The 15,122-nt window shown below is 68.5% G+C and carries 18 protein-coding genes and 1 pseudogene; 17 read left to right on the top strand and 2 right to left on the bottom strand.

The annotated features are described in order from the left end of the window. The first annotated feature begins 372 nt into the window (after window positions 1-372). The 4 genes and pseudogenes from ABZ016_RS12645 (at window position 373) to ABZ016_RS12630 (ending at window position 2,272) form a co-directional block, all read left to right on the top strand. Window positions 373-624 (top strand): hypothetical protein, encoded by a 252-nt coding sequence (locus tag ABZ016_RS12645; protein WP_356916554.1) that lies wholly within the window; start codon window positions 373-375, stop codon window positions 622-624. 135 nt (window positions 625-759) lie between these two features. Then, a complete protein-coding gene (tgmA, locus tag ABZ016_RS12640) occupies window positions 760-987 on the top strand; it encodes a putative ATP-grasp-modified RiPP (protein ID WP_356916588.1) in 228 nt (75 codons plus the stop codon). Next, window positions 984-1,100: pseudogene (locus ABZ016_RS12635) on the top strand (ATP-grasp ribosomal peptide maturase); the annotation flags it as partial. The gene tgmA and the pseudogene ABZ016_RS12635, both read left to right, overlap by 4 nt. A 347-nt stretch (window positions 1,101-1,447) precedes the next feature. Beyond that, window positions 1,448-2,272, top strand: coding sequence for a zeta toxin family protein (locus ABZ016_RS12630; RefSeq protein ID WP_356916553.1), 825 nt, complete (start codon window positions 1,448-1,450; stop codon window positions 2,270-2,272). A gap of 464 nt (window positions 2,273-2,736) precedes the next feature. On the opposite strand, the gene ABZ016_RS12625 is transcribed toward ABZ016_RS12630, so the two are convergent. Together ABZ016_RS12625 and ABZ016_RS12620 are read right to left on the bottom strand one after the other, a co-directional pair. Next, window positions 2,737-3,411, bottom strand: a complete 675-nt coding sequence (locus ABZ016_RS12625; RefSeq protein WP_356916552.1) for a YdcF family protein — start codon at window positions 3,409-3,411, stop codon at window positions 2,737-2,739. Next, window positions 3,408-4,202 carry a GntR family transcriptional regulator gene (locus ABZ016_RS12620; RefSeq protein WP_356916551.1) on the bottom strand — a complete coding sequence of 265 codons (795 nt, stop codon included), beginning with the start codon at window positions 4,200-4,202 and terminating at the stop codon, window positions 3,408-3,410. Before ABZ016_RS12620 ends, ABZ016_RS12625 begins: the two co-directional genes overlap by 4 nt. 389 nt (window positions 4,203-4,591) lie before the next feature. Between ABZ016_RS12620 and ABZ016_RS12615 the strand changes: the two genes are divergently transcribed. From ABZ016_RS12615 to ABZ016_RS12555, 13 genes are all read left to right on the top strand, one after another. After that, entirely contained in the window at window positions 4,592-4,771 is a 180-nt protein-coding gene (locus tag ABZ016_RS12615; RefSeq protein ID WP_356916550.1) for a hypothetical protein, read from the top strand. Between the two features lie 94 nt (window positions 4,772-4,865). Further along, window positions 4,866-5,135 carry a DUF6284 family protein gene (locus tag ABZ016_RS12610; protein ID WP_356916549.1) on the top strand — a complete coding sequence of 90 codons (270 nt, stop codon included), beginning with the start codon at window positions 4,866-4,868 and terminating at the stop codon, window positions 5,133-5,135. Further along, a complete protein-coding gene (locus ABZ016_RS12605) occupies window positions 5,132-5,575 on the top strand; it encodes a Pycsar system effector family protein (RefSeq protein WP_356916548.1) in 444 nt (147 codons plus the stop codon). Before ABZ016_RS12610 ends, ABZ016_RS12605 begins: the two co-directional genes overlap by 4 nt. Before the next feature lie 56 nt (window positions 5,576-5,631). After that, the gene (locus ABZ016_RS12600) at window positions 5,632-6,456 is read left to right on the top strand and encodes a protein spdB (protein ID WP_356916587.1); all 825 of its coding nucleotides are present in this window, start codon (window positions 5,632-5,634) and stop codon (window positions 6,454-6,456) included. Beyond that, window positions 6,456-6,791, top strand: a complete 336-nt coding sequence (locus ABZ016_RS12595; protein WP_356916547.1) for an RRQRL motif-containing zinc-binding protein — start codon at window positions 6,456-6,458, stop codon at window positions 6,789-6,791. Before ABZ016_RS12600 ends, ABZ016_RS12595 begins: the two co-directional genes overlap by 1 nt. Before the next feature lie 31 nt (window positions 6,792-6,822). Further along, the gene (locus ABZ016_RS12590; protein ID WP_356916546.1) at window positions 6,823-7,380 is read left to right on the top strand and encodes a hypothetical protein; all 558 of its coding nucleotides are present in this window, start codon (window positions 6,823-6,825) and stop codon (window positions 7,378-7,380) included. Window positions 7,381-7,496: 116 nt separating this feature from the next. Continuing rightward, a complete protein-coding gene (locus ABZ016_RS12585) occupies window positions 7,497-9,614 on the top strand; it encodes an FtsK/SpoIIIE domain-containing protein (RefSeq protein WP_356916545.1) in 2,118 nt (705 codons plus the stop codon). Between the two features lie 205 nt (window positions 9,615-9,819). Continuing rightward, window positions 9,820-10,284, top strand: a complete 465-nt coding sequence (locus ABZ016_RS12580) for a hypothetical protein (protein ID WP_356916544.1) — start codon at window positions 9,820-9,822, stop codon at window positions 10,282-10,284. A gap of 11 nt (window positions 10,285-10,295) precedes the next feature. After that, window positions 10,296-10,757: a hypothetical protein gene (locus ABZ016_RS12575; RefSeq protein WP_356916543.1), complete on the top strand. Its 462-nt coding sequence runs from the start codon at window positions 10,296-10,298 to the stop codon at window positions 10,755-10,757. Between the two features lie 85 nt (window positions 10,758-10,842). Beyond that, window positions 10,843-11,715 carry a bifunctional DNA primase/polymerase gene (locus tag ABZ016_RS12570; RefSeq protein ID WP_356916542.1) on the top strand — a complete coding sequence of 291 codons (873 nt, stop codon included), beginning with the start codon at window positions 10,843-10,845 and terminating at the stop codon, window positions 11,713-11,715. Window positions 11,716-11,717: 2 nt separating this feature from the next. After that, the gene (locus ABZ016_RS12565; protein WP_356916541.1) at window positions 11,718-13,193 is read left to right on the top strand and encodes an ATP-binding protein; all 1,476 of its coding nucleotides are present in this window, start codon (window positions 11,718-11,720) and stop codon (window positions 13,191-13,193) included. A 473-nt stretch (window positions 13,194-13,666) separates the two neighbouring features. Continuing rightward, complete coding sequence (locus tag ABZ016_RS12560) at window positions 13,667-13,864, top strand: helix-turn-helix domain-containing protein (protein ID WP_033271141.1); 198 nt, start codon at window positions 13,667-13,669, stop codon at window positions 13,862-13,864. Beyond that, window positions 13,864-15,009: a site-specific integrase gene (locus ABZ016_RS12555; protein ID WP_356916540.1), complete on the top strand. Its 1,146-nt coding sequence runs from the start codon at window positions 13,864-13,866 to the stop codon at window positions 15,007-15,009. The genes ABZ016_RS12560 and ABZ016_RS12555 overlap by 1 nt, the downstream gene beginning before the upstream one ends. The last annotated feature ends 113 nt before the right edge of the window (window positions 15,010-15,122 follow it).

Here is a 15,122-nt window from a genome sequence, read left to right as displayed (position 1 = left end):
GGCGAACGCCTCGCTCACCGAGGCCTTCGACATCGCATGCCGTTCGCCGCACACCTTCTTTCCGCGCACGAGGATGCGGTCGTAGGAGGGGGCTCCACGATCCCGTTTCAGCTCGGTGAGCGCCACCGCCAGCTCCTGCAGCGTTGCCGCGTAGCTGCTTCCACCGTTCCCGCCATTGGCTGCCACGTCGCCCCCCGGGTGCGTGCTTGTGGGGAGCAGAGTAGAGCCACCTGACCGGAACGGCACTGAACATAGCGAAACGACCCGGAACGCGACGGTGATGTGTGCGATGGTGGGCGGTCCTGATCGGCCTAGGACTCAGCTTGTTCGATTGATGCAGGTCAGCGGGATGCTTGGGGGGATGGTGCTGGCATGACCCAGATGACACCGCCGCCGGCGCAGCCCGGCCGGAGCGGCTCTGAAACGGAGCCGCCGTTTCTGTCCCTGCACACCACCGTCGTTCTGCTCACCGCGCTCGTCCTCGGGCTGGTGGTAGGCGGCCTCACCGCGCTGACGGATGTCCCCCTATCGGGCGCTGTGCTGGCCGGGCTGACCGCGGCCGGCTCTACGGTGCCGGTGCTGCGCTCGCTGATTGGCCACCCTCGTGAGCGCTCCGGCCCATGAGCCCAGCGATGCCGCGCACCAGGCCGCCGATGTCGAGGGCGGCCACTGAGACGAGTCCCCCCGAAGCGTCGGCTTCCGACCGGGACGCCTCTGCCGTCCGGCGCGGTCACTCAGTCCCCTTGGGGCGTGCGGCGCATGGCTCCGTATCCGGCGATGGCGTCGGGCTACGCCCGCGTCGAGCTCGACCGAACCACCCAGACGGCTCGCTACTTCGACGCCGACGGCCATGTGCTGGAGATGGGGAAGCACGGCACCAGCAGTGGCACGAATCCGGCGACCAGCACCGGTAACCCGTCGGACGGCGCAGGCCCCGGTGGCAGCGGCGGCGGTGACCAGGACACCGGGAACGACACCGACCAGTGAGCGATCTCGGTCCGGTGCCGGTCGTCACCAATCTGGACGACCCCACGGCCGACGTGGTGATCAGTGAGCTGCACGACCGGGGTGTCCCGGTCGTGCGGTTCGACTCGGGGGACTGCTTTCGACGATCCGGTTGTTGTCAGAAGTAGATGAAAGGCCCCGGACCATGATCGGTCCGGGGCCTTTTGGCTGGTGCCCCCGGCAGGATTCGAACCTGCGACACCCGCTTTAGGAGATCATTCGGGCGCTCCGCTGGTCAGCGGCGAGGCGTGCCCGTCTCCTGCGGATGGTGTGCGGTCGGCCCTCCGAGTACGGCAACGTTCGCTGGTGTTGCCGTCAACGACTGCCGTCACCCCGCTGCTTCCCCCAGCCTCAAGTGGCGCCGTCGAAGTACCCGGCAGATCATGGAAGTGTGGCCAGATCTTAGGAGGGCGTCATTTACTCCGAAGACGAGCGCAGATATTTGGAGTGGCGTACCGACGCGGCGCACTATGCGCGTAACTGGTGGGTCGAAGACGCCTACGTAGAGCAGGTATGCCGAGACGATCCGCCGTTGAAAGCGATACTTGAGACCGAGTCAGCCAACGGGCTGGTCTCGACCGCCCATGTCTACGAGAAGGATGGGGCATGGCGGTTGAGTCGACATGATGTGCACGCACAAGTCTGCCTTCCGGTCGTGCAACCGAAACTCCGGTCGTCAAGGCGTCAGGCATACATTTTCATTGGCATGCCGGGGGCAGGGAAGACGACATGCCTCAGGCGCATGGTTGACGTTCATCGCGTACAACTCGGCGCTGGTGAGGGGCTTCTGGTTGTTTCGGCAGATGACATCCGAGAGAAGCTGCCTGAGTACGCCCATGGGTTGGGGTCGGGAGTTGTGCAGCGCGAGGCGGTCCACCTGACGTATGGAGTTGATTACCGTCGCGCACTTGAGTCAAGCAACGACCTGGCCGTCGACAGCATAGGGCGAGCCGTTTATGTGGACGAGTGGGTGGCCGACCTCACCGAGATTGGTTGCGATGTGCATGTTCTCGCAGCGATGTGTGCAGTCGAGGTGGCTACTGAACGTATGCGTTCGAGGGCATTGAGTACTGGACGCTTCTTGCCTAGCGAGATCATCTCGGATGCCCTCGGCGATGTAGAGGAAGCTGCTGACAGGCTGCAAAGCGCAGATTGGCCGGTCGCATCGTGGGCTGTGGTGGACACCAGCGAGGACAACGTTCCCCCCCAGCTAATTGAGGGTACAAGCCCATGGGGAATAGTTGGTCAACCCGTGGTGCTGTGGTGAGGTGAGTGTCACGTAGACTGTCGGTTCTCAAAGCCACGCGTTAGTGTCGGCAGCGAAAGGAGGTGGCGCGCCATGCCACTGGGGACAGCGGTGGTCGAGGCTGAGCGCAGGTTGACTGATGCCGAAGCCCGGCTAGCCCTCGCTGAGGCGCGTAGCGACGAAAAGGCGATCAAGGCAGCTCAGCGGGCACTGCACAAGGCCCAGCTAGAGGTTGATCGTCAAGTTGCCGCCGCCTCAACGTCAGCTTCCGGCATCGTCTGAGCGCTCGCTTAGTGATCAGAGATCAGATAGCCCCGGCATCCGAGCCGGGGCTATTGCTTTTTCATGATTCCCTGAAGCGAGGTTAGTGCGGGATGAAGTCGGCAGAGCGGGCTCAGTCGTGCACTGCGCCGCTGGGCGCTGGTCTTGATGAGGCAGGGAAAGTGCAGGGCGAAGCTTAGAACTGTCTGCTGGCCGCCCCAGCATCACGTGTCGGAGCGGGCAGCAACGTCAGTCGGCATGAGTCGGCTAGTGAAGCCTTCGACGCGCAGCCGCTCAAAGGCGGCTACAACGGTGTCTGGCACGTCCTGCTTGATGGCCAGACCCAACTTGGGAAAGACGATCACTCGTTGCAGGGCTCCCACGATCATGTCGATCACCATGCGAGCGTCTCCGATTGAGTCGGCGTACTCCTCCAAGCCCATCGGTGTGGACGCGCACACCACTTCGACCTCGGGCCAGAGCTTCCGCATCATGCCGTAAGAGCGCCGCTCTTCGTACGGCTTGCTCACAAGCAGGACGGACGAGACCTTGATGTCGGCCTCTGCCAGCACCGCTTTCGTGAACTCGATGTTCTCGCCGGTGTTCGTGGCACGCGGTTCCAGGAGCACCGCGGACTCGGGCACCCCAAGCTCCAACGCCCGGTCGAGGTAGTGAACAGCTTCACCGCGCGGCATGCGCGCCCGGGTCGTCGGGCTGGTGGCCCCCGTGAAGACGATGACCGGCGCCATGCCCTGGTGGTACAGCTCCGCTGTCACGTCAGCCACACCAAGGTCGTGACTACCCAGCCCCACCGCCACCGAGCACGGCCGTGGGTCATGGTGCATGAAGTGGTAGTCCCACAGCAGTCGAGCGTCCGCCCATGCCTGTGCCGAGATCATTCCTGTCCCTTCGTGCCCTGCGCTGAGTCGGGAACCTTGAAGTCGTACTCCCACGCGAAGCGGGAAGCCGCGTGAACGCCCACCGCGAACTCAACCACCGTGCCGTCTGCGGTGTACGTGGTCCGGTGCAGTTCGACCACGGGCTCGCCGGCGGGGAGCTGTAGGAGCTGCACTTCGTCCGTGGTCGGGACGCGGGCGAACAGGGCCTCCCTCATGTGGTCGATCTCGTATCCGGCGTCGTAGAGGACCCGGTACCCGCCGCCACGGCCGGCGGGCCCCGGGGTGGGGTCGACGATGCGTGTCCCCTCAACGTGCTCCGGCCGGTAGTAGCTGGTCAGGGTGTGAGTCGGTTGGACCCCTTCCTTCACGAGTCGGGCGCGTGCGTACACCTCGGAGCCGACTGGGACACCCAGCCCCTCCGCAACAAGGTCGTCCGCCTCGACACGGCTCACGGTCTGCGTCTGCTCGTTGCGCTTGTACGTGCGTCCCGAAGCGACCCGGTCAGCGATGAACGCGACCTCGTCACCGTCGCGCCATTTCGCCTTGTCGTAACGGGCGATACCCAGCCGCTTGAGTGCAGCGCGAGGACGCACGACGGTGCCGTGTCCGCGCGTCGAAGTCACAAGGCCTTCGGCCTCCAAGGCCTTGTAGGCCTTGTGGACGGTCTCCTTTGAGCCTTCCCCCGCCTCCACTAGCTCTCTGATCTGGGGCAACTGGGCGCCCGGCGGCAACTGACCGCTCTTGATCTGCTCCGCGAACCTGTCCGCCAGGTCGCGCCACTTCGGTGCCACGCAGAACTCCTCTCGACCAAGCCAGTGAACCACATAGTCCTAGGACTGTTGACAGTCCTAGGACAGCGTGGCACTGTCATCTCAAGCCGCTCGCAGTCCTAGGACAGCGAGTCGGAAGGGTCTTCTTTGGGCTGCTTCCAGGTCGTACCGGTTCGGGATAGCTCGCCTTTCGGGGCGGGCCCCTTGCCGGAAGCTCTTTGACAACTCAATGGGGATTACGCCGCCTCTCCTCGGCCAAGTAGGCGGCCACACGGGTTCCCGTGTGAGGTACAGCGCAACTCGATCTCCGCAGCCTCGCTGCGGCCGGTTGCCTCCGCTGCTCGTCGCGCACGAGCAGCGCTGAGGGGAGCCGCGTGGGCTTCACCCGTCCAATATCGAGAGGACTGTTCATGGACCGCCTGAAGGCACAGGCCTCGAAGAACCGTGAGGCAGCGAAGGTGCTGCGCAGCCGGGGCAAGGACACCGCCGCGAAGCAGATGGAGACCCGGGCCGACGAGCTGGAGTCGGGCCGGGTCACCGACGTCACCGACTCGGTCGTCGGCCTGTTCCGCTGGGCGCAGGGCCGCTGACCTCAGACCTGTTCATCCCGTAAACGGCGCGCCCCCGGAGTTGCACCTCCGGGGGCGCTGTCGGGCCGTACCTGTTGAGAGGACACACGACCCAATGAGCCACATCGTTACTGTTCAGGACGCTGTTACCGCGTTCGCCGACTTCATGGAGCCGACGGACGCGGAGCTGGACGCGATCGAGCAGGAAATGCCCGTCATCCTGGCGGACGTTGACCTGCTGGACGCGCAGATCATCGCCCTGGACCGCATCCCGACCGAGCTGGACAACCGGCGCATCCGCCGGGCCCGGAACCGGGCGCTGGCCGCGCGCATCGCCCTGGCCAACCGCACCACGGCCGCGACCATGCCCGGGGGTGCCGCATGAGCACCACCCGGAGTCTGACCGCCGCGCACGCTGAGGTGAAGGCGGAGATCTCGCGGACCGACACCAAGACCGGTCTGCTGCTGGCGTTCGTCGGCGCGGTGCTGGCCGGCGCCTGGACGGTCGCCCGCGACCTGCCCCTCACTGTCCCCGCTTATGTGGCGGGCGGGGTCGGGATGGTGCTGCTGGTCGCGGCGGCCGGTCTGCTGCTGCGCTCGGCCCGGCCGAACCTGCGTGGCCGGCACGGGTTCCCGCTGTGGGCCACGCTCACCGCCGAGGAGATCACCGACGCCGTCGCCACCGACCAGGCCGCCGACATCGCCGGACTCTCCCGGCTGGCGGTCGCCAAGTACACGTGCCTGCGCCGCGCGGTCGACCTGACCTGCGCCGGTGGGGCGCTGCTCATCCTGGCTGCCCTGCTCACGGCAGGAGGGGCGCTGTGAAGGCAGCGAACCTGCTGCGACTCGCGCGAGCGAAGACGGTGCTTCCCGCGGTTGCGATGACGGCGGTGTCCATGGTGCTCACCCTCGCCGTGGTCGTTATGTGGCTTGGTGAGGCCATGCCCAAGAGTGTCGCCCTGGTCGTCGGTCTCGGCCTGGACGGCGGTTGGCTGGCCACCCTCGCCTACGAACGCCGTCTAGCCGCTCAAGGCGACCACAGCACCCCGGTGACCGTGGTGGGCTGGGTGTTCGGGGCTGCCGCGACCGGTGTCCTGGTCACCCACGCGCTCATGGCGGACAAGGACTCCATCGGGGCCTGGCTCGCCGTCTCCTGGCTGCCCCTGGCGGCCAAGGCCCTGTGGCTGGTCCATGGGCTGTGGGAGCGCACCGCGCTCACCCCGGATGTGCTGGATGCGATCCAGGGCATTCAGCAGGAGGCGCGCGACGAGGCGGCCGTGGCCCGTGCCCGGCTGCGGTCCGACGCCGCCACGGAGGAGACCCGGTTGACGGCCGTGACGCAGGCCGGAGCCCGCGTCGCACACGTCCAGGCCAAGACCGCCGAGGCTCTCGCCGAGGCGTGGTCGACGCTGGAGAAGGCACGCCAGGGTGAGGACACCTCCAGGGCGCTGACCAGCGTGACGAGCCGCGTCACGCCCGACGTCACACCCCGCTGGGAACTGCCCGTCTGGGGACCCTCGGAGGCAGTTCCCGCACTGGAGTCGGGACCCGCGCTCACCGACGAGGCACTTGACGTTCTGGTCGACGAGATCCGCCACAGCGAGGTCCCCGCCCTGTCCTACCGCGAGATGGCCGCCCGCTTCCGCACTGCCGGCCACTCCGCCTCTGAGGTCCGGTTGCGGGCCGCGTGGAAGCGCGTGGCCTGATGGGTGCGCTGCCGGTGTTCCGGTGGCGCCTGGCCCCGGACGGATACGCCACCCGCCGCCAACTCCGCGCGCAGGGCCTGCGGCCTGGCGGACAGGACGTGGCCGCTCAGCTCGAACGGCCGCGCCGCCGCCGGGGGCCGCTGGTCGCCTATCTCTACCGCGTCGACGACGCCAAGCCGGTACGTCCCATGACGCCGGCGAAGTGGGCGGCCCTCGCCAAGGCCAACACCGCCCGCCGCACCTGCCCCGAATGCCGGCGGGATGCGGGCTACGTCATCCCGCCCTCGCTCGGCATGTGCGGAACCTGCGCCTACCCCGACGAATCCGCCGCCTGACCTGCGGCAAGTCCCCGAGACGGAGACAGTCTTGAAGACCACGGTGAGCACGCACAAGCTGCCCGGCTACGGCTCCACCCTGCGCACCTCCAAGCGGCTGACCGAGCAGGCCGTCAAGCTCGTGAGCCGCTCCGTGTCCGGCCGCATGCCGGACGTGGAAGTCATCCTGACCAACGAGCGCGGCATGGCCGAACTGATGGTCGCCGCTGACATCGCCCTGGCCGGCGCCGCCGACCGCCGCGCCCTCAACCGCGCCACCCGCCAGGCCAAGCACACCGCCCGCGAGATCCAGGCAACAGCGAGCCCACGCCCCGACGGATCGACGCTGATCCTGATCAACGCCGACAAGCACCCCACCCCGGCCGACTTCGCCGTGACACTCGTACACGAGCTGGTGCACGCCATGCAGTTCAGCCGCAAGGGCGTCCTGGAACGGATCGTGCGCAACACCCGCGCCCAGCTCGGCATCGAGCGCCAGTCCCGCCGCCAGGCCCGCGAACACGAGCAGCTGGTGGAGCTGGACGAGAACGAGGCGCACAGCCGCGAGTACCTCGCCGAGAAGCTCGTCCCTGGCGCCCGCGCCGCCTGACACCGCACGCCCTCACCAGTGCTGCCGGGGTGGCCCCTCGTCTGCCCAGACCAGGCCACCCCCGGCTTCTCCCTCAACTCCCGCCCCCGATGGGGGCAGTCAGGAGCACCCTCAGCATGTCCGACAACGTCGTACGCCTTCACAAGGACCCCGAACCCCCCTCGCAGGACGCACCGGTGACCACGCTCACTGTGGTGCCCGACGACCCCGCGCCGGCCCGGGTGCCGCTGTGGGTGCGCTCCGGTCGGGCCGTGAAGCGCGTCGCCACCGACGAGCGCACCGCGACCACCGTCCGGGCGGTCGCCCGGCACGGGATGTACACGTTCAACGGGGGCCGGATCGTGGCCCGCCGCACCTGGGACGGCCGCACCGGATCCCGCTACGAACGCATGATCCGGGCGGCCGAATCCGCGGGGAACCACGAGCTGGCTGAGGAGTGGGAGGAACGCCTGCAGCGCTTCCGGGACGCCCGGCACCGCCGCCGCATGGACCTGCTGACCTCGCCCGTCGACGTGGCCAAGGGCGCCGCCATCGGCACCGGGATGAGCATCGGCACCCTGGTCGCCCTCGGCATCGTGATGGCCCTCAACACCAAGGACGTCGCCGACGTCATCACCCCGCTGACTGCGGTGATCGAGTTCATCGGCCTGCTCATCACCATCGTCCAGGTGGTCTGGCCCTACGCCATCACTCTGGGCCCGCTCTTCGCCCTGCTCGCCCTGTGGTCGGTCGGCCGCAAGCAGCAGGCCGCACCCAACTGGGCCCTGCCCGACAACGTCCGCAACAGCGAGGGGGAGCCGATCACCCCGTCCATCGTCGTCAAGGCACTGCGCGACCTCGGCGTCCCGGCCCTGGCGCGAGCTATCAAGGAGATGGGCGACGCCGGCGCCTCGATGCTCGGACCGATCCGCATCGCCGGATGTGGCGTCGAGGTCGACGTCACCCTCCCGTCCGGGGTGTCGACGATCGAGGTGCAAAACCGGCGCCGCAAGCTCGCCGAGAACCTCACCCGGCACGAGCACGAAGTGTTCATCACCATCCCCCAGGCCGCCCGCACGGTCCGCCTGTGGGTCGCCGACTCCGGGGCGCTGGATGAGCCGATCGGCCCGTCCCCGCTGGTCACCGACGAGACGATGACCGCCGACTACGCCAAGGGCAAGGCGCCGTGGGGTCAGGACCTGCGCGGCGATGCCGCAGCCCTGGGCCTGTACCAGCGCCACCTGCTCATCACGGGCCTGTCCAACCAGGGCAAGACCGTCGCACTCCGGTCGCTGGCACTGTGGCTGTCGCTGGACAAGTCGGTGCAGTTCCTCATGGGCGACCTCAAGGGCGTGGGCGACTGGGCCATGTTCGATGGGCTCGCCACCACCCTCATCCAGGGCCCGACCGATGAGCACGTCATCCAGGTCACGGAGATGGTCGAGGGCGCCGTGGACGAGATGAACCGGCGTATCCAGGCCCCGCCCGGAACGACGTTCCCGCCGCTGATCGTGCTGGTCGACGAGGCGCAGGTGGCGTTCATGTGCCCGGCCAAGGACGAGGACAAGCGGCCGTACGGCGGGTCGAAGGCCAACTCCCGGTACTTCATGGCCGTCCGAAAGATCCACAATCAGGGGCGGGCCGTGAACGTGCTGATGTGGCAGGGCACCCAGGACCCGACGAACGAGAACCTGCCCAAGCTCGTGCGCGAGGGCGCCCACACCCGGGCCTCCCTCGCCCTGGGCACCGAGTCACAGGCCCGCATGGCGCTGGGGGACAAGGCCGTTGACGGCGGCGCCGCTCCGAACCTGCTGCGTCCAGGCCTGGACCGGGGAACCCTGGTCGTCGCGTCCGACGGCATCGCCATCCCGGCCGGACAGTCGTCCATCACGGTGCGCACGCACTACATCGACGACGACGCAGCCGAAGCCATCACCGACCGGGCCAAGGCCCTGCGCGACGGCCTCACCACCCTGCACGCCATCGAGCGCGGCGAGGAGCGCGACCCGCTCACCGACATCGCTGGCGTACTCGGGGACGCGCCGCGGCTGCGCACGCAGGACGTCCTCAAGCGGCTCGCGAACCTCAACGCCGACGCCTACGGCAAGTGGTCGTTCATCGACCTCAAGCGCGTCCTGGACGGCACCGGCGCCGAGCCCTACAAGTCCGATGGCGTCATGGTCGTCAGCCACGACCGACTCACCCGCGCCCTCGCCAACCGCGACGACGAGGGTTCCGCTTCTGCCTCGGAATGACAGGGAAGCGACCCCGCCCGGGTCAGGGAGGCAGGGAGAACTCCCTAACCCCCTCCCTGACCCGCCTCCCTGCCCCTGAGCTGCACAAATGATCCATCAGGGAGTCAGGGAGGCACGCAGGTCAGACCCCCAAAAACACCCCTCCATAGCGCACCCCGAAGGGGGTGCCTTCGCCTCCCTGAACCGGCACCGGAAGGGATTCCACATGCACTCCGAACAGCACGGCCAGGCCCCCGACGAGAGGGCCGTGGAAGTCCACCACCCCACCCCCATCACCCCGGCCGCCGTCACGCCGGCACCGCTCATCCCCGTCCAGCCGTACGGCGTGCCGACGGTCGCGAGCATCGTCCTTCCGGACGGCCGTGTCGTCACCGGCTACGCCATGAGCCCCGTCCAGCCCGAGCCGGCCGCGGCCAAGCCGACCGTCTCCCGCGCGGCGGTGAACGTCGCCCTCGGGGGCGTCGGGGCCCTCGCGGTGTGCGGCGGCCTGCTGCTGCTCACCACCTTCATCACCGCCCTGACCGCGCTCATCACCCAGCTCATCACCCTGGCCGCCGTCATCTTCGGCGGATGGATCGCCGTGCAGGTCTTCGGCGCGAGCGGCCACAAGGGCGGCAACACCTTCAACATCCGCAAGGCCGTCTTCAAGCGCAACAACTTCAACGGCTGACAGGAGCCCCCGTGTTCGAGATCCGCGTCGTCTGCGACCCCGCCGACTCCGACCGCGTCACCACCGCACTCACCGCCGCTTTCGCCACCAGCACGGTGCGCCGGCGCCGGACCCGCGACGGCGCGCAAATCCGCCTCTACCTCACCGCCGACCACCTCCCCGACCCGGCGGACTGGCCCACCCCCGAGCAGGCGTACGCCAAGGCCCCCAGCATCGTCAGCGAGATCGGCTGGACCGCGCGCACCATCGCCACGGCCGAGTGCTTCACCGAGCTGGATCGGGACTTCTACCTGCGCAAGGCCGCCCTGCTGGACCGCATCGCGCTCATGGACGAACCCCACGACCTCTTCAGCGAAGCCACCGAGACCGCCCACGCGGCGGCCGTGTCCCTGCTCGACATGGATCAGCCGGGCGTGATCTGCGACCCCCGCGCCTACGTCCGCCAGCAGTACGCCTGCCTGCACGACCAGTAGCTACGCCAAGGGCGGCCCCCATTCCGCCAAGAACTTGGGGCCGCCCTTGTTCCAGCACCACTCCTAGGAACTGGAGACAACCAGCATGACCCAAGCCACCCTCCAGCGGCGAGCCCTGCCCACTCCCGGCCTCATGGGCACCGCGCTCACCCTGGCCGCGCACGGCCTCCCGCCCCTGCCCCTGCGAGCTGGAAAGGTGCCGTTCGGCAACTGTCCCGACTGCACCAACAACGCGTGCGGCGGCCGGCCGAACATGAAGACCCCGGGCCCGTGCCAGTGCCCCGGCGTCTGCCACGCCTGGGCCGCCGCCACCATCGACCCGGCCGTCCTCACCTCCCCGGCCTGGGCGGCCGCATGGCGCCAGGCCGTCGCCGTCGCCTACCACCCTGGCGGCGCCGGGCTGACCGTGGTCGACCTCGACAACGCCGACGCCACCATGTGGGCCCGTACCGCTCTGCCCGCCACGCGGACGGTACAGACGACGCGCGGTGAGCACTGGATCTACCGGGGCACCATGACGTCACACAACGCGGTCCGGCCCGGGGTCGACATCAAGTCGACCATGTCCTACACCCGCTACCTCGGCCCCGGCACCGGCACCATGACCGCCCTTCCCGACGCCGTCCGCGCGCTGGCCGTGAAGGAGCCGCCCGCCGTCCGTTCGGCGCCCTGCTCCGTGTCGATGCCCGCCCGCTCCGGTGGGCTGTGTCCGCACCGCACGCCTGTCTTCCTGGAACGCGGGATCGCCATGGCGGAGCAGCGCATCACCGCCGCCCGCACCGCGATCCACGCCACCGTGTACGCAACGTTCCTGGCCGTGTTGTCCCGGCACGGCCGCTGTGGCTGCCTCACCGACACTCACGTCAACCGGCTGTTCACCGCCGCGCAGACCAAGGGCGAAACCGCTCGGCACTGCACGGATGCCTGGAACAACGCCCGCACTGCGTTGGGACTGTGACCGTGTCCGACGACGAGAAGGACCCCGCCCGCAAGGTCATCACCGACTATGCCCAGTCCCACTTCCGGTACTTCCGCACCGTGGACGGGACCGTCTACGCCCAGCGCACCGGCCACCCCGTGGCCCGTCCGATCCGCTCCCAGGGCACGACCGGGAGCCACCGGCAGGAACTCATGGTCGGCCTCTTCCGTGACGGGGTCGGCGTCTTCAACGGAACCGCCCTCAAGGAGGCGTTGGACTTGATCGAGGCACTCGCCCTCACCGAGCAGGTACAACCCACCCACATCCGCGTGGCCCCCGGCTTCGATGGAGCCACCTGGCTCGACCTCGGCCGCGACGACGGCCGGTCCGTGCGCATCCACCCCACCGGCTGGGACATCCGCGTCCCCGACCCCGAGGAGGTGTGCTGGCGGCGCACCCAGCTCACCGGGGAGCTCCCCGTGCCCGCCAAGGACACCAACGGCAAGGGCATCGACCTGCTGATGCGGCTGTGCAACTTCGCCGACGCCAAGACCGAGGCCCTGGCCATCGCGTGGCTCATCGGCTGCCTGGAGCCGTCCGTGCCCGTCCCCGCCCCGTTCCTCACCGGCCCGCAGGGCGCCGGCAAGTCGACCGGCGGGCGGATGCTCGTGCGGATCATCGAGGGCATGACCGGCGACCTGCGCCGGGCACCCAAGGACGAAGAGAACATGATCACAGCGGTCGCGGCCGGATGGATCACCGCCCTGGACAACCTCTCCCACTTGCCCCCGGACCTGTCCGACCTCATGTGCTGCGTCATCACCGGAGCCGAGAGCATCAAGCGCGCCCTGTTCACCGACGGCGACGTCGTCCGCTCCCGCTACCGCCGCCCGATGCTGCTGACCGGTATCGACGTCGGCGTGATCCGCCCCGACCTCGCCGAACGGCTCCTCACCCTGCGCCTGGAACGCCCCCGGGTGCGGCGCACCGAAGCGGAGCTGTGGGCGGAGTACGCCGAGATCCTGCCCGTCGTCCTCGGCTCACTGCTCGACCTGACCGTGAAGGTCCGCGCGGTGCAGGCGGAGACCCCGACCGATCTGCGGATGGCCGACTTCGCCCACCTGTGCGCGCAGCTCGACGCGGCCACCGGCTTCGGGACGCTGGAGGCCTACCGGGCCAGCCTGGACGACCTCAACGACGACGTGATCGAAGGTGACCTGCTGGCGCAGACGGTCCTCAAGTACGCCGGCGAACTCACCCCGGACGAGGACGTGCGGATGACGTCTGCGGAGTGGCTGCACGCCCTGACCGCCCTCTACAGCGGCGATGATTGCCGCCCCCTGCCCAAGGGCTGGCCCACCACCGGCAAGGTGCTCTCCGACCGGCTCAGGCGCATCCAGCCCACCCTTGCCGCGCGGGGCGTCCTGGTCGACTGGGGCCGCACCAGCGCCGCCCGCTACATCGAACTCAGCCGCCAGGCCCCGCCCCCGCCGCCCGAGCAGCAGACCGCGTTCTGACCGCACGCGCACACAGGCGGACAAGCAAGAGGAGCACGCCGCGCCGGGGGTGCTCCTCTTGCTGTTCGGCGGCGACAGCCGCCCCCGCAGGTGGTGCCGCGAAGCGGCTCGTTCTTCAAGCCCTGAGCGGACGCAAAAGACCCACAGACACCACCCCTTCTTTTTCCTAAGTAGGGAAGATCTGCGTCACTGCGTCACCACCGGCCCGACAGACGGCCGCTCACCTGCGGCAACGCAGGATGACGCAGACGGCGAATCCTGCGTCATCCAGCGTCACCAGCGTCACCCCGCGACGAGCGCCCGTGTCATCAGTGACGCAGGACCCGCCCCGCTGCGTCACCGGAACCCGCAGGTCAGACACCTGATTGACGCAGGTGACGCGATGACGCAGAAATCCCCGCTTCGGACAGGCGCGGTCACCTGAGGGCAACTCAATCCACCCGTTTGCAGGCCACCCCTTGAGGAGTCGCTGCGTGAACTCCCCCCTGCCCACGAGCCACCAAGCCCTGACCGTTCCTGAGGTCATGAGCGCGCTCCGGATGAGCCGCTTCAAGGTCTACGACCTGATCCGGAGCAAGCGACTCCCGAGCTTCACCGAGGGCCGTTTGCGCCGAGTCCCGGCAGACGCGGTGGCCACGTACATGAAGAACCGTCTTGAGGAGGCCGCCTGATGGCGCGCAAGCGAAACCCGAACGGTGCCGGAAGCATCTGGCAGCGAAAGGACGGCCGTTACGAGGGCCGTGTGTACGTTCCTCAGCCGGACGGCACCCGCGCTCGCAAGACTGTCTACGGCAACACATGGGAGGAGTGCGACGAGAAGCGTCAGGAACTGGTGCGCCGCGCCCGTCAGGGCATCCCGACGCCCACCCGCTCCGCCAAGCTCTCCGAGTGGCTGCCGTACTGGCTGGCGCAGTACATCGAACCGCGCCGCAAGCTGAGCACGTACGACAAATACGAGATGCATGTGCGCCGCTACCTGGTCCCTCTGCTGGGGACCAAGCGGCTGGAGTCGCTCAGCGTCGCCGACGTGCGCCGCTTCACTACGCGCATGCAGAGCACCAGCACGGCCGCGACCGCGAAGGAAGCGCACCGCGTGCTCCGTACCGCTCTCACGGCCGCTGTGCGCGAAGAACTCATCACGCGGAACGTCGCATCGCTCGTGGAACCGCCCCGAGTGAAGCAACGCGAGATCAGTCCGTGGTCTCTGGAGGAGACGCTGGCTTTCCTAGAGGCGGCACGGCGAGACCCGCTCTACGCCGCGTTCGTCCTGGCCATCGCCATGGGCCTGCGGCGCGGTGAACTGGTGGGCCTGCGCTGGTCGGATGTGGACCTGGACAACCGCGTCTTGCACGTACGTCAGCAGACGCAGCGGCGGCGCGGCACGCTGTACGACGACGACCCTAAGAGCCGCCGCCGGCGCGTGGTCCCGATGCCCGCGTTGTGCATCGCGCCGCTTCGCTGGCACCGGCTCCGGCAGCGGGAAGCGTTCGCGCGGACTGGCGTCGTGTGGTCCGAGAAGGGCTACGTATTCGCCACGCGCAACGGCCGGCCGGTGGAGCCTCGTAACGTCTACCGGTCGTTCACGCGCGTGGCTGCCGATGCCGGGCTGCGGGTGGTCCGGCTGCACGACGCACGGCATGGCTGCGCGACGCTGCTGACGGCGGCCGGCGTCGCGCCGCGGGTCATCATGGAGATCCTGGGGCACAGCCAGATCAGCATCACGATGGACGTGTACACGCACGTCGTGCACGACACACAGCGGGAGGCGATCAGCCACATGGACCGGCTGCTCAAGCGCCGGCTGCCTGCAGCATGACGGAAGGCCCCTAGACGACGTGTTGGCCGGCGGGTGTCTCACGTAGGCGCCCGCCTGGCCAGCGAATGCGTGACAAAAGGGTGAGTCGTCAAAACGCTCACGTGGCCGCCAAA

It is taken from the genome of Streptomyces sp. NPDC006372 (assembly GCF_040612515.1).
Lineage (GTDB): Bacteria > Actinomycetota > Actinomycetes > Streptomycetales > Streptomycetaceae > Streptomyces.
Note: the sequence above shows the minus strand (reverse complement) of the source record. Positions and strands in the feature narration are given on the sequence as shown.